Below are 13,192 nucleotides of genomic sequence, written 5' to 3'. Positions count from 1 at the left end.
GGCTCGCCATGCAAGCACTGCGAATCGGAGCCGCAAAACAGGAGATCCACGTGCCGACGGGCGACTACGGCCTGCTCGGCTACGGCCAGCCGAACCACAAGGCGCTGGCCCGCTCGACGCCGCTCTACAGCCGCGTGTTCTGCTTCGCCGCCGACGACGACGAAGCCAAGCCGCTGTTCTTCGCGCAGTCCGAAATCTGCATGGTGTTTCCGGAGCTGCGGCGCGCCGTGGTCGAACGCCTGCAGGCCAGGCTCGGCCGCGAGTCGCTCGAGAGCGAGCGCTACATGCTGTGCTCGCAGCACACGCATTGCGGGCCCGGCGGCTATTCGCACTATCCGTTCTACAACTTCGCGGTGCCGGGCTTCCGGCCGCAGATCTTCGACGCCATCGTCGACAGCCTCGTGACCGCGAGCCTGCAGGCCTGGTCGCAGCGCGAAGCCGCGCAGCTGCGCTTCGCCTGCCAGGCCTTCGCCGACGACATCGACGTCGCCTTCAATCGCTCGCTGTCGGCCTACAACCGCAATCCGCAGGTCGCGAAGTTCGGCGACCACGAGACGCACAAGGCGATCGACCGGCGCATGTGGCTGCTCGAAGCGAGCAGCGAGGATGGCCGTTGCATCGGCCAGATCAACTGGTTCGGCGTGCATCCGACGAGCATCAGCAGCCGGCTGTCGGTGCTGTCGTCCGACAACAAGGGCTATGCGGCGGTATCGCTCGAAGCCCGGCTCGGGCCCGGCAGCGTGGCGATCTTCGCCCAGCATTTCGCGGGCGACGTGTCACCGAACGCGCAGGGCGACACCAAGCCCGACTGGCTGCGCGGACCGACGCGCGACGAGATCGACAACGCGCGCTACAACGGCGAGCTGCAAAGCGAGCAGGCCTGGAAGATCATCCAGGAGCTCGACGCCACGCATGCGCTCGGCGTCGACACGCTCGATGCGGCGCTCGTCAATCGCGATCTGTCGAAGGTCGAGATCGATGCCGATTTCGCCGATGGAAAAAGCGGCGAACGCACGAGCGCGCCGTGTCACGGGCTGGCGTTCTATCGTGGCTCGCCGGTCGACGGCCCGGGCATCCGCGAGCCGGTGGTGTCGCTCGTCCGCCTGCTCGCCTCGCGCGCCAACAAGCGCCTGCAGCGCGAGCGTCCCGAGCTGCTGCGCGCGCAGCAGCCCAAGCTCATCGTCAGCGAATCGGGAGACGGCGTGCTGGTCGGCATGAAGAGCCGGCAGTTCCTGCCGTCCTTCCTCGATCGCGCGCTGGCCGAAATGCAGCGCCAGGATCGTGCCGGCGCGCTCGACGAGCTGCCCTGGGTTCCCACCGTGCTGCCGCTGCAGATGCTGCGCATCGGCGAGCTCGCGATCATCGGTTTTCCCGGCGAAATCACCACCGTCGCCGGTCAGCAGTTGCAGCAACTCTGTCTCGAAGCACTTGCGTCCTGCGGCGTACGCCACGTGGTGATCTCCAGTTACGCGAATTCCTATTCCGGCTACTGCACGACCTGGCACGAATACCAGGCGCAGTCGTATGAAGGAGGCCACACCATGTTCGGTAGTCGTACGCACGACGCGTTTCGCACCGAGTACCGCCGTTTGCTGCGCGAATGCACCAAGCCCGCGGCGGAGCGTCGGTTCGAGTCCCTGCCCGAAAAAATCTTCTCGCCCGAAACACTCGAAAAACGGAGTGTGCGATGAGGCCGCTGACATCCACTTGCCTGCTCGCCCTGCTGGCAGGCTTCGCGAGCGGCGCGCCGGCGCAGGAAACTTCCGCGACCGACGGCGGCACCGCCGGGCTCGACGCCATCGCGGTCGAGGGCACCGCGGAAAGTGAAAGCGAGCCGGCGCCGCGACAAGCCGACAGCGGCCCGGCGACCGGACTCGCCGAAGTCATCGTCACCGCGCGTCGCCGTGAGGAAGGCGCGCTGCAGGTGCCGGTGTCGATGGCCGTAGTCAGCGGAGACGATCTGGCCGAAGCCGGGCTGTTTCGTCCGCAGGACATCCAGCAGCGCACGCCCGGCATGACCGTGAGCGTGGCGAGCCCTCGCCTCACGCAATACACGATCCGCGGCCTGGGCTCGACCTCGCAGAACGACGGCATGGAGAGCAGCGTCGGCCTGTTCCTCGACGGCGTTTATCTGGGCCGGCAGGGGCTGTCGATGTTCGACCTCGTCGATCTCGATCGCGTCGAGGTGCTGCGTGGACCGCAGGGCACCTTGTTCGGCAAGAACACCACGGCCGGCGCGCTCAACATCGCCACCAAGCTGCCGTCGCAGACCTACGAGGCTTCGATCGAAGGCAGCCTGGGCGATCAGGATTTCCGCCAGGCGCGAGGCAGCGTCACCGGGCCGCTCGTCGACGGTGTGCTCGCCGGCCGCCTCACCGGCTACGTGACGCAGAAGCAAGGCCAGTACACCAACCGCTACGACGGCAGCGATCTCAACGAGCAGAATCGCTACGGCGTGCGCGGGCAGCTGTTGTGGACGCCGATCGACAGCCTGTCGGCGCGGCTGATCGCCGAATACGGCAAACAGGACGAAACCTGCTGCGTGTATCCGCTGATCGTCTATCGCGACGCCGTGCGCGCACGCGACGAGTTCATGGAGTACGAGCGCGCCTCGCTGAACCCGTATGACCGCCAGGCCGACGCGGACACGCGCACGCACAGCGAAGTCGAGCAGAAGGCCGTCTCGGTCGAGCTCAACTGGGATTACGCCGAAGCGCAGCGGCTCACGAGCATCACCGCCTACCGGCACTGGACCGCCAAGCCGACCAGCGACGACGCCACCTCGCTGGAGCTGATTCCCGAAACCGGCATCGCCAACGACCATCGGCAGTTCAGCCAGGAACTGCGCATCAACATCGACGACGAGCGCTACAACGCCACCGCCGGCCTGTTCTACCTGTATCAGGACCTGACGGGGGACGAGCGCAACATCCTCGGCAAGGACATCGGCGGCTGGACCTTCGGCGGCATCATTCGCCAGGCGCTGCCGTTCGCCACCGTTTCGAACTTCGGGCCGGTGCTCTACGCGCTGATTCCGCCCGCGACGCTCGACGGCATGCGCATCGACACCGACACCTACCAGAAGAGCCATAGCGCGGCCGCGTTCGGCTCGGTGGACTGGCATCTGAGCGAGCAGTTCGATCTGACCACCGGTCTGCGCTACACGCACGAGTGGAAGGATGCCGGCGTGCTGCGTACGCGCACGGGCGGTTGCCCGAACTGCTCGGTGCTGGCGGCCACCAATGTGCTCACGCCGCTCGGCGACCTGCTCGGAATCGACCTGCGTGGCGCCACCTTCGACGGCCTGCTCGACGGCGTCGCGGGCGGCGACTACGAGCGCTACACCAAGCGCGACGAGGGCAACTTCTCGGGCCAGACCGCGCTGAGCTACAAGCCCAACGACGATACGAACGCCTACGTTTCGATCGCGCTCGGCTACAAGGGCGGCGGCATCAACCTCGGCGCGACCGGCGACTCGGTGCCGCCGACGTTCAAGCCCGAGAAGGCGCTGTCGTACGAGATCGGACTCAAGAACCGCTGGCTCGCCAACCGCCTGCGCACCGCGCTCGCGATCTACCAGACCGATGTCGACGACTACCAGGCGCTGACTTTCGACGACGAGCAGACGCTGATTCCGAACCCGCGGCAGATCAACCTGCTCAACGTCGGCAAGGTGCGCCTGCGCGGCGCCGAGGCCGAGGCGCAGGGCATCGCGGCGCCCGGCTTGCTGCTGCGCGCATCGGCCGCCTACAACGACGCCGTCACGCTCGATTTTCCGAACGCGCCCGATGTCGAAACGCGGCAGAACACGCGCGATCTGTCCGGCGAGACGCTCTACAACGCGCCGCGCTGGACCGTCAGCACGGGTGCCGAATACAGCCTGCGCCTGCGCGAGGCCTTCGAGCTCTACAGCGGGCTCGACTACTACTACCGCAGCGGCGCCTGGGCCACGGTCGAGCACGGCGAAGGCAGCTATATCGACGCCTACGACATCGTCAACGCGCGACTGGGCCTGCGCGATGCGCAGCGTCGCTGGGACGTCTCCGCGTTCGTGCGCAATGTGTTCGACGAACGCTACCTCGCCGCCATCTACGCGCTCTACGGCGTCGGCGACTACGGCGGAACCGCGGGCGACGAGCGCAGCTACGGCATGACCCTGCGTTTCAATTTCGATTAGTGCGCAAGCACTCAGGACCGCAACATGGTTAACGACTACCAGCGCTTCGAACTCGGATCGAAGCTCACCGACGAACAGCGCGAGCACTTCGAGCGCCACGGCTTTCTGCACTTCGCCAACTTCATCGACGAGCGCCAGGTGGCGACGCTGATCGAAGCGTCGAAGGCCGTCGAGCGCCAGTGGGTGGCGGAGGCGCGCGAGAAGGTCAACGGCGTGCCGATCCGCTACGGCCGCGATCTCGACGGAAGCAAGATCGTGCAGCGCTTCGCGTTCGCCAATCTCTACGACCAGCGGCTCGCGAATTTCCTCGACGATCCCCGCTTCAATCTGCTGTTCGAGCTGATCGGGCGCGACGACGTGCGCATCGGCACGCACGAAAAGGACGGCATGGTGCTCAACCATTACGTGCACGGGCCGGACAGCGAATTCAGCCGCCTGGGCTGGCACACCGACGGCCTGCGCGACATCTTCCTCGGCACGCGGCTGCAGCCGCTGCTCAACGTCGGCGTGCACCTGAGCACGCTCGGCACCGAGCACGGCGGTCTGCGCCTGCTGCCCGGAACGCATCGGCAGTCGATCTGGCAGATGCTGTTCCGCAAGCGCTACTTCATCGATCACCGCGAAGACCCGCGCGAAGTGGCGATCGTGCCGCGCGCGGGTGATCTGACCGTGCACGACGGCCGGCTCTGGCATCGCGTCGCGCAATCGACGCAGACCGGCGAAGCGAGCCGCCGACGCGTGATCTATATCCCGGTGGTGTCCGGGCCTTATGCGCCCAAGCACGAAGCCAGCCCGACGCCGCTGTATCAGCGGCTCGCCAAGCTTTCGAAATGAATCGCAAGCCGGATTTTTTGAAGACCAAGGGAGATTATTGCCAATGACGGCCTACGCACTCGTCACCGGCGCCACCAGCGGCATCGGCCTGGCGCTCGCCGAAACCCTGGCCGCTCGCGGCCGCTCGCTGATCCTCGTCGGCCGCAGGGCCGAGGCGCTCGCGACGATCGGCCAGCAATTGCGCTCCGCGAACGGCGTCGAAGTGATCGAACGCGTCTGCGACCTCGCCGACGCGCAGCAGGTCACTCAGCTGCTCGATGCGCTCGAAGCCGAGGCGCTCGAGATCGACCTGCTCGTCAACAACGCCGGCTTCACCACCAGCGGCAGCTTCGTCGACAACAGCTGGCAATCCGAGCGCGACCTGTTGCAGGTCAACGTGCTGGCGCTCGTCGCGCTGTGCCATCGCATCGGCAGGCGCATGGCCGCCGCCGGACGCGGGCAGATTCTCAACGTCTCGTCGGTTTCGGGCTTCATGCCCGGCCCGTGGATGAGCAATTACGCGGCGAGCAAATCGTACGTGCTGATCTTCTCCGAATCGCTGCGCGAAGAGCTCGCCCCGCGTGGCGTCAGCGTGTCCGTGCTGTGCCCGGGCACCACGCGCAGCCCGTTCTTCGACAAGGCCGGCATCCAGATCGAAAAGGCGGCGCCCGACGCGCTGATCATGTCGGCCACCGACGTGGCCCGCATCACCGTCGACGCGCTGGCCCGCAAGCCCGCGATCATCATTCCGCGCTTCCACAACAAGCTGCTCGCCATCAGCCCGCGCCTGGGCCCGCGCTGGCTGCTGCGCAAGGTGGTCGGCGCGCTTTATCGCAGCGTCGCGACCCAGTAGGGCCAGGGCCTTGGCGAGCCTTCGGGGGCCGATGCAAACCGATTCAGCGCCATGGAGGCGGCTGCGTTAGGCTTGCGCCTCCGTCGCCGCCACCTGTCACCCATGTCCCGATCGCTCCTCTCCCGGCTGGCCTTGCTGTGCTGTCTTGCGCTGGGCGCCTGCGCGGGGGATCGCTGGGTCTACTCCGCACCGGGCGTCAGCGAGGCCACCATGCGCAACGATTTGATGGCCTGCAAGGAAGAATCGCTGATCACGCGCCTGGAAGAAGACCAGAAAACGCTCGTGCAGCGCTGCATGATGGATCACGGCTACACCATGAAGGCCAAGACCTGAGCCCTGGCGGCGAGTCCGGCAGGCCTGCACGACACCCGCGGGATTACACACCGCAGCATTGCGGGCGCTGCTGGTTTCCGCGGCGTGGCGCTACTGCTTTTCGGCGCAGTCGTGACAGGTGCCCTGAACTTCCACGATGCGCTTTTCGGACTTGAAGCCACGGCTCTTGGCGGCCTTGCCGATCAGCTGCGTCAGGCTGTCCGATTCGAGTTCGTCGGCACGCCCGCAGGACGAGCAGACCAGATAAAGCCCTTCGTGCGGATGGTCGGGGTGCTCGCAGACGAGGAAGGATTGCGTTGAGGCCAGCCGGTGGACGAGGCCCACGCGGGTCAGGAATTCGAGCTGCCGGTAGACCGTCAGCGGCGCCAGCTTGCGGCCTTCGCGCGTCTCCAGCAGCGCCAGCAGCTCATAGGCGCTGACCGCGCGGCCCTGGGCGACGAGTTCTGCATAGGCGTTGATGCGTGCCGGCGTGAGCTGTTCGCCGGCCTCAGCGCAGCGCTTCTCGGCGCGACGCAGCAGCGGCGCGGCGAGATCGGACGGCGCAGGGCGCTTGCGTTTGGCGGCGGGCTTGGCGGGCATGTCGCAAAGGATAGTCGGGGACGCTCGGCTTGGCACGGACTCAGGGCTTGACGATGCGCGCATCGCGCAGCCGATAGATGACGCCCATTTCGCTGCGCCGCACGGTTTCGAATCGCCCCTCGAGCACGAGGGGGTCCCACGACGATTCGATGCCCTTGGGCGCGAACACCTCGACCGCACCGGCGGGCCCTCCGGGAACGTGGAAGAAGCAGCTCGGCGGATTCGAGGCCAGCAGGAAATGGGTCTGCTTCTGCTGCGGCTCCAGCGGCATCATGAAACCGGTGAGCTTCACCGGCTTGCCGCTTTGTGCGCTGACGGCGGCCGGGAAATCGACGCGCATCGCCTCGCCTTCGTAGCGCACACGAGCCTTCATCAGATCGTCCCAGCGCAGGGCGCCTTCCACCTCGTCGAGCGCCGCATATCCGGCCGCCTTGAGGCTGATGACGTTGACGACCAGATCGGCCGTGGACTCACCGACGCTGAGCTTGATCACGTCGAGACCCATGGCCCCGCCGACCACGCCGAACTCCGCGGTGCCGCTTTCGTCGGTGGCGATGCCAGCCTCGACCTCGTCAACGCCCGCAACGCGGCTGGTTCCGGAGACAGCGAAATGCACGCGTGCGCCCTGCACCGGCCGGCCTTCGGGCGTTTCGACGCGGGCGCTCAGATAGGCGTAATCGCGCTCGAGCAGATCGATCACGTACTGATTGCGCTCGTTGACATAGCCGCTTTCGGAAACCACCTGCAGCTTGACGGTCTTGGCGTCCTTGGCCGCGATCGGAGCCGGGATTTCACCGAGGTCGATGGTATCTGCACTCGCCTCATCAGCAGCCGGAGGCTCTGCTTGCTCGTCGGCCGCCAGCGCAGATTCCGATCCGGTCGTCTCCGCTGTGCCCTCGGCATCGCTCCGCGTCTTGCTGCAGCCGCCGATTGCGAACACGAGCAGAACGAACAGCCACGGCATGGTGATGGCGCGCATCGTCTCAGCCCTGTGCGAGCGTGCGCGCGACATCGGCGCGATAGGCCTGCCACGCGGGCAGCGCGGCAGCGAGCAGGCCCACGGCCAGCAAGCCGAGCAACAGCCCGCCTTCGTCCGCAACCCAGATCCAGCCGGTCGCGGCAACGCCACGCGTGCTCGCGAGCCAGTGACCGAGCAATTCCATCGCGCCATGGCCGAGTGCAAAACCCAGCAGCGCGCCGAGCAATGCGAGCATCAGGCCTTCGAGCAACAGACTGACCAACAGCTCGCTACGTGTCGCGCCCAGGCAACGCAGCATCGCGAGATCGAGGCGGCGTGCCTTGAGCGCTCCGTAAAGCGCGGTGAACACGCTGAAGCCGGCCGTGAGGATCAGCACGGCAGCGAAGGCCCGCAGGCCATCGAGACCGATGCCGACGAGTTGCAGCAACCGCGTGAATTCGAACGCCGGAGCCGCGGCTTGCAGATTCGATCCGGCATTGATCTGGCGCGGCAATGTCGCCGCGGCCAGCGGTGAGGCGTAGCTCAACAGCATCGCGGTGATCTCGCGCTTCCCACTCGCAGGCTCTGCGTGATCGTGCGCTTCGTCGGCATCGTGGTCCTGGTCTTCGTCGTCGTGATGATCCGCATGCAGCGCCCAGACACTGTCCAGCGAGGTGAGGATGAGACGATCCAGCACGGTGCCGGTCGGCGCCAGCACACCCACGACCTGATACGGATGCGCCTTGTGCGCGTGGCCACCCGCGACCAGTCCGTGCGCGCCGGCGAACCGAGCGCCCTCGGCGAGCCTGGCTTCACGCGCCACCGCGGCGCCGACGATCGCTTCCATCGGAGCCTTCCATTCGCGTCCGGTTGCGAGATGGCCGCGATACAGCGCGATGTAATCCGACGTGCTGCCGACGATGCGAAAGCCGCGATAGCTGTCGCCCAGTGACAGTGGCACCGCGCGGGCCACGCGCGGATCGGCTGCCCAGCGATCGGCCTCGGCCTTCGGAATATTTCCGGTCGGCACGTCGGCGTGATAGACGCTGGACAGGATCAGCTGCACCGGGCTGCCCTTGGCGCCGAGCACCAGATCGATGCCGCGTGCATCGCGCGACACGCTGCGCGCGAACTGATCGCCGATCAGCAACAGCAGCACGATGCTCGCGGTTCCCAGCGCGAACAGCAGCACGTTGATGAAGGACGTCAGCGGCGCCGCGCGCAGGTTGGCGAACGCCAGTCGCAACCAGGTCATGACGCGCTCCCGATGCGCAGTTCGCGATCGAGCCTGCCGCGAATGCGCCGATCGTGCGTCACCACGAGCAAAGCCGCGTTGACGGCCCTGGCTTGAGTCCGCAACAAGTCGATGGCGCGCGCCGCGTTGTCGTCGTCGAGGCTCGACGTCGGTTCATCGGCGAGCAGCAGCGAGGGCTTGTGCACGAGCGCACGCGCGATCGCCACGCGCTGCGCCTGCCCCTGGCTCAGACTTGCCGGACGCGAGCCTGCCAGCGAGCCGATGTCGAGCGCATCGAGCAGCGATTGCGCGGCCTTGGCGTCATGCGCCACGCCTGCGAGCCGCTGAGCGAGCAGCAGGTTGTCGAGCACGCTCAAGGCGGGCAGCAAATGCAGGCGCTGAAACACGATGCCCAGATGCCGCCCGCGAAAACGATCGCAAGCGGCGGCGCCGAGCGCATCGAGGCGCTGGCCGCAGATCGCCACCGTGCCCTGCGTCGGCCGCAGCAGGCCCGCGATCAGGTGCAGCAAGGTGGTTTTTCCGGAGCCCGAAGGTCCGAGCACGGCGCCGGTTTCGCCCGCCTGCAACGACAGCTCTTCGAGCTGCAGCACCGTTCGATCGCCGTAGGCGAATCGAAGCGATCGAATGTCCAGCACCGCTGAATTTTGCGTCACCTGCGCAACCACTCCAGCGTCGAACCGACGATTTCCTGCCCCCAGCCGCGGGTGATGAAGACTAGCCGGGTACGACGATCGTCGCTCGGCCAGGCTTGCAGTTGTCGCGTCGGGTGAAAGGTCTCCTGCACACCGTGAATCACGATCGGCGCGGACTGCCCTTTCAGATTGACGAGTCCCTTCACGCGCAGCAGCGTCGGGCCGCACAGCTGGCGCAGAAACGGCAGCCAGCCGTAGAACGTCGATGCCGCGACCGGTTCGTCGAGAATCAGGCTGAAGGTCTGAATGTCCTGCTCCGCCGGCGTAGGCCCCGGACGCACGGAAGCGTCGAGCTTCATCGTCGCAGCCGGGGTGAAGCGAATGCGATCCGCATTGGCGAACAGCTGCCCGAGATCGTCGCCATCCGAGCTGCGCCGATGCGCTCCACCGAACAGCTGCCCGGGCTGCGCCGCACCGGCAAGCACGCGTTCGACGGTCGCGTCGGGGTTCATCGCGGCCAGGCGCGACTCCAGCGCCAGCGCGGCCACTTCGCCGACCAGGTCGGTCTTGGTCACCAGCAGCCGATCGGCGCCCGTCACCTGCCGAACCGCGATGTCCTGGGTATCCAGCGTCGGCGGTGCGTTGAGCGCGTCCACCAAGGTCACCACGCTGTCGATCACGAAGCGTTCCGCGAGCTGCGGGTGACGTAGCAACTGCTGAAGGATCGGCCCCGGTTCGGCCAGGCCGGTGGTCTCGATGATGAGGCGCTTGAGCGCGAACCGGCGCCGCTGCGCACGCTGGAACAGGCTCATCAGGGCGTCGGCGAGCTGTCCGTTGGCCGTGCAGCAAAGGCAACCGTCGGCGACCAGTTCGGTGTCTTCGGGCGCCGACTCGACGAGATGATGATCGACACCGACCGAACCGTACTCGTTGATGACGACGGCGGTTCCGGCCATTCGCGGATGCCGCAGCACGAAGTTCAACAAGGTGCTCTTGCCCGCGCCCAGAAAGCCGGTCAGCACGCAGACCGGAAGGCGCGTATCGGCTGAAGCCTGGTGGACGTCGTCGCTCATCAGTGCTCGCCGAGGCTGTCGTCCGCGCTCATGCCCCAATGCGGAAACGGATCCTCGAAGCGGCGCCAGCCCTCGTGTCCGAGCGCCAGTTCATCGTCGCTGAGCAGGCAGGCATCGAGCCGCGCGCGCAACGCCTGCTCCTGCAGGCCGATGCCGATGAAGACCATCTCCTGCTGGCGATCGCCATAGACCGGATCCCAGATGGCACGCAGTCTCTGCATTACTTCGGGCGGCGCCTGTCCGGCACGCGGACTGGCCCACCAAAGCCCGACCGCACCTTGCGTGAGCGTTCCGCCGGCCTGGGACATCTGGCCGACGAAGTCGGGCCGGCTGGCGATCCAGAACCAGCCCTTGGAGCGAATCACGCCGTCCCAGCTCGAATGAAACAACGCATACAGGCGCTGCGGATGAAACGGCCGGCGCTGCCGATAAACGAAGCTGCCGATGCCGTATTGCTGGGTCTCGGGCGTGTGCTCGCCGCGCAATTCCCTGGCCCAGCCCGGATTGCGTTCCGCCTGCGCCGGATCGAAGCGAAAGGTATCGAGCAGCTCGTGCAGCGGCGCTCGGCCGTAGTCGGCGAGCACGACATGCGCGCCCGGATTGAGCCCTTTGACCACCGCGAGCACATCGCGTCGCTGCAGGTCGTCGACCTCGGAGATCTTGTTGACGACGATGGTGTCGGCGAACTCGATCTGCTCGACCAGCAGGTCGACCACATTGCGTTCGTCATCCTCGCCGAGCGCTTCGCCACGGTCGCGCAGGAAGTCGGTCGAGCTGTAATCGGCCAGCAGATTGCGCGCATCGACGACGGTGACCATGGAGCTGATGCAGGTCAGATCCGACAGCGAGAAGCCGGCCTCGTCGCGAACCGAGAACGTCGCCGCCACCGGCATCGGCTCGGAAATTCCGGTCGATTCGATCAGCAGATGATCGAAGCGGCCTTCACGCGCGAGCCGGGTCACTTCCTTGAGCAGATCGTCGCGCAGCGTGCAGCAGATGCAGCCATTGCTGAATTCGACGAGCTTTTCCTCGGTACGCGAGAGCGAAGCCTGCTCGCCGACGATCGCCGCATCGACATTGACCTCGCTCATGTCATTGACGATCACCGCCACCCGCCTTCCTTCACGGTTGGCCAGGATGTGATTCAGCAGCGTGGTCTTGCCCGCACCGAGATAGCCGGACAGCACCGTGACCGGAAGCCCGGCCGGGACGTTCGTTTCCATGGGTTCACCTTGCCCGAGTTATGTACGTTATAACATAACATCAATGCACTTCGACCGAGGTGTTCGGATACGGGGATCGATCATTGCCGGTGGCTCGGAGACAACCGCGGATCGGCGGCCGGGAGCCGCCATGGCGCGGCTGATGCGCAGCGAGCGCTCAGGCTGATGCGGCCTGGGGCGGCGACCGGTCGCGCTCCATGCGCGGCAGATAGAACCGCTTGTACGCCAGCAGCAGCAAGGCGAACACCGGCGGGGCCATCAGCACGCCGAGCAGGCCACCCCAGCTGCCGAGCACGAGCATGAACACGAGCAGCGGCACCGCCGGCAGCGAAGCACGGCCGCTCATGACCAGCGGCAGGATCAAATGCCCTTCGAGCTGCTGCGTGGCGACGAACACGCCGAGCACCCAGGGCAGGCGGGACGGATCCGACGCCAGGGTCACGAGCCCCGAGAAGGTCACGACGATGGCGATGCCCACATACGGAATGATGCCGAGCAAGCCCGTGAGCAGACCGAACAGCAGCCAGTAGTCGGCACCGACGATCCACAGGCCGACCGCCGTAAGCGAGCCTATGATCGCCATGTCGGTGAGCTGAGCGCGGAACCAGTTGCGCAGCGTGCGTGCGCTCTCCTGCAGAAAACTCGCCGCGGCTTCGCGATGCCGGGACGGAAGCGATTGGAGCGCCGCCCGGTAATAGGTCTCCGACTCGACTGCGGTGTACAGGCCGATCACGAACGCGAAGACCAGACCGCCGAGCAGGCCGAAACTCGACCAGGCGCCCAGGAACACTTTCTCACCGACCGTGCGCGCGGTGTCGGCCACGTTGAACGACTCGGCGCGATCCCCGATCCACGGATAGCGCGCGGCGACGCCGTTGGTGATCGCCTGCAGCCGCTCGATGAGTTGCGGCATGCGCTCCGACAGTGAAGTGATCTGCGCATCGGCGATATAGAAAATGCCGTAGCCGACGCCGCCGACCGCGAGCACGGTGACGAGCAGCACCACTGCGGCGCCTGCTGCCTTCGGCAGATGGAAACGGCGCTGGAAGCCTTGCAGCGGCGGAGCCAGCAACACGCCAATGCCGAGCCCGATCAAAGCGCTCATGACGACGAGCTTGAGGGTCAGCAGCGCCGCGACGAGCGCGGCGATGGCGAGGACGACGACGAGGGTGTGATTGACCACCGCGATCGCCGAGGCGGTCGATGAGTCGCGCCTGCGATCGAGCGCGAGGGGTTCGCCCGACGAGACCGGCGAAGCCGACTGCGTGACCGATCCGGTGGAGGCGCTCATCGCTC

General features: G+C 66.5%; 12 protein-coding genes. 5 read left to right on the top strand and 7 right to left on the bottom strand.

Annotated features, from left to right (window positions below; all coding sequences use genetic code 11):
- The first annotated feature begins 8 nt into the window (after positions 1 to 8).
- The 5 genes from WQQ_RS12435 to WQQ_RS12415 all read left to right on the top strand — a co-directional run bounded on the left by WQQ_RS12435 (position 9) and on the right by WQQ_RS12415 (position 6,176).
- Positions 9 to 1,691, top strand: a complete 1,683-nt coding sequence (locus WQQ_RS12435; protein ID WP_007185540.1) for a neutral/alkaline non-lysosomal ceramidase N-terminal domain-containing protein — start codon at positions 9 to 11, stop codon at positions 1,689 to 1,691.
- Positions 1,688 to 4,177: a TonB-dependent receptor gene (locus WQQ_RS12430; RefSeq protein ID WP_007185539.1), complete on the top strand. Its 2,490-nt coding sequence runs from the start codon at positions 1,688 to 1,690 to the stop codon at positions 4,175 to 4,177. Before WQQ_RS12435 ends, WQQ_RS12430 begins: the two co-directional genes overlap by 4 nt.
- A 24-nt stretch (positions 4,178 to 4,201) precedes the next feature.
- Positions 4,202 to 5,011, top strand: a complete 810-nt coding sequence (locus WQQ_RS12425; protein ID WP_007185538.1) for a phytanoyl-CoA dioxygenase family protein — start codon at positions 4,202 to 4,204, stop codon at positions 5,009 to 5,011.
- A gap of 43 nt (positions 5,012 to 5,054) precedes the next feature.
- Positions 5,055 to 5,843, top strand: a complete 789-nt coding sequence (locus WQQ_RS12420) for an SDR family NAD(P)-dependent oxidoreductase (protein WP_007185537.1) — start codon at positions 5,055 to 5,057, stop codon at positions 5,841 to 5,843.
- A 102-nt stretch (positions 5,844 to 5,945) separates the two neighbouring features.
- Positions 5,946 to 6,176, top strand: coding sequence for a hypothetical protein (locus WQQ_RS12415; protein ID WP_157534670.1), 231 nt, complete (start codon positions 5,946 to 5,948; stop codon positions 6,174 to 6,176).
- A gap of 90 nt (positions 6,177 to 6,266) precedes the next feature.
- Here the strand turns inward: WQQ_RS12415 and WQQ_RS12410 are convergent, their stop codons facing one another.
- The 7 genes from WQQ_RS12410 to WQQ_RS12380 form a co-directional block, all read right to left on the bottom strand.
- Positions 6,267 to 6,755 (bottom strand): Fur family transcriptional regulator, encoded by a 489-nt coding sequence (locus WQQ_RS12410; protein WP_007185535.1) that lies wholly within the window; start codon positions 6,753 to 6,755, stop codon positions 6,267 to 6,269.
- 40 nt (positions 6,756 to 6,795) lie between these two features.
- Entirely contained in the window at positions 6,796 to 7,734 is a 939-nt protein-coding gene (locus WQQ_RS23040) for a DUF3299 domain-containing protein (RefSeq protein WP_007185534.1), read from the bottom strand.
- Positions 7,735 to 7,738: 4 nt separating this feature from the next.
- Entirely contained in the window at positions 7,739 to 8,968 is a 1,230-nt protein-coding gene (locus WQQ_RS12400; protein ID WP_007185533.1) for an ABC transporter permease, read from the bottom strand.
- Positions 8,965 to 9,621, bottom strand: a complete 657-nt coding sequence (locus WQQ_RS12395) for an ABC transporter ATP-binding protein (RefSeq protein WP_007185532.1) — start codon at positions 9,619 to 9,621, stop codon at positions 8,965 to 8,967. The genes WQQ_RS12400 and WQQ_RS12395 overlap by 4 nt, the downstream gene beginning before the upstream one ends.
- Complete coding sequence (locus WQQ_RS12390; protein WP_007185531.1) at positions 9,618 to 10,673, bottom strand: CobW family GTP-binding protein; 1,056 nt, start codon at positions 10,671 to 10,673, stop codon at positions 9,618 to 9,620. The genes WQQ_RS12395 and WQQ_RS12390 overlap by 4 nt, the downstream gene beginning before the upstream one ends.
- A complete protein-coding gene (locus WQQ_RS12385) occupies positions 10,673 to 11,896 on the bottom strand; it encodes a GTP-binding protein (RefSeq protein ID WP_007185530.1) in 1,224 nt (407 codons plus the stop codon). The genes WQQ_RS12390 and WQQ_RS12385 overlap by 1 nt, the downstream gene beginning before the upstream one ends.
- 157 nt (positions 11,897 to 12,053) lie before the next feature.
- A complete protein-coding gene (locus WQQ_RS12380) occupies positions 12,054 to 13,187 on the bottom strand; it encodes an AI-2E family transporter (protein ID WP_007185529.1) in 1,134 nt (377 codons plus the stop codon).
- Positions 13,188 to 13,192: the final 5 nt, after the last annotated feature.

The organism is Hydrocarboniphaga effusa AP103, from assembly GCF_000271305.1.
Classification (GTDB): Bacteria; Pseudomonadota; Gammaproteobacteria; order Nevskiales; family Nevskiaceae; genus Hydrocarboniphaga; species Hydrocarboniphaga effusa.
This window is presented reverse-complemented; position numbering and strand designations above follow the sequence as displayed.

What these genes read in the sequence shown, in the direction of transcription:
- WQQ_RS12435 (WP_007185540.1), top strand. Translation starts at nt 9, where the DNA reads ATGCAAGCACTGCGAATCGGAGCCGCAAAACAGGAGATCCACGTGCCG.
- WQQ_RS12430 (WP_007185539.1), top strand. Translation starts at nt 1,688, where the DNA reads ATGAGGCCGCTGACATCCACTTGCCTGCTCGCCCTGCTGGCAGGCTTC.
- WQQ_RS12425 (WP_007185538.1), top strand. Translation starts at nt 4,202, where the DNA reads ATGGTTAACGACTACCAGCGCTTCGAACTCGGATCGAAGCTCACCGAC.
- WQQ_RS12420 (WP_007185537.1), top strand. Translation starts at nt 5,055, where the DNA reads ATGACGGCCTACGCACTCGTCACCGGCGCCACCAGCGGCATCGGCCTG.
- WQQ_RS12415 (WP_157534670.1), top strand. Translation starts at nt 5,946, where the DNA reads ATGTCCCGATCGCTCCTCTCCCGGCTGGCCTTGCTGTGCTGTCTTGCG.
- WQQ_RS12410 (WP_007185535.1), bottom strand. Translation starts at nt 6,755, where the DNA reads ATGCCCGCCAAGCCCGCCGCCAAACGCAAGCGCCCTGCGCCGTCCGAT.
- WQQ_RS23040 (WP_007185534.1), bottom strand. Translation starts at nt 7,734, where the DNA reads ATGCGCGCCATCACCATGCCGTGGCTGTTCGTTCTGCTCGTGTTCGCA.
- WQQ_RS12400 (WP_007185533.1), bottom strand. Translation starts at nt 8,968, where the DNA reads ATGACCTGGTTGCGACTGGCGTTCGCCAACCTGCGCGCGGCGCCGCTG.
- WQQ_RS12390 (WP_007185531.1), bottom strand. Translation starts at nt 10,673, where the DNA reads ATGAGCGACGACGTCCACCAGGCTTCAGCCGATACGCGCCTTCCGGTC.
- WQQ_RS12385 (WP_007185530.1), bottom strand. Translation starts at nt 11,896, where the DNA reads ATGGAAACGAACGTCCCGGCCGGGCTTCCGGTCACGGTGCTGTCCGGC.
- WQQ_RS12380 (WP_007185529.1), bottom strand. Translation starts at nt 13,187, where the DNA reads ATGAGCGCCTCCACCGGATCGGTCACGCAGTCGGCTTCGCCGGTCTCG.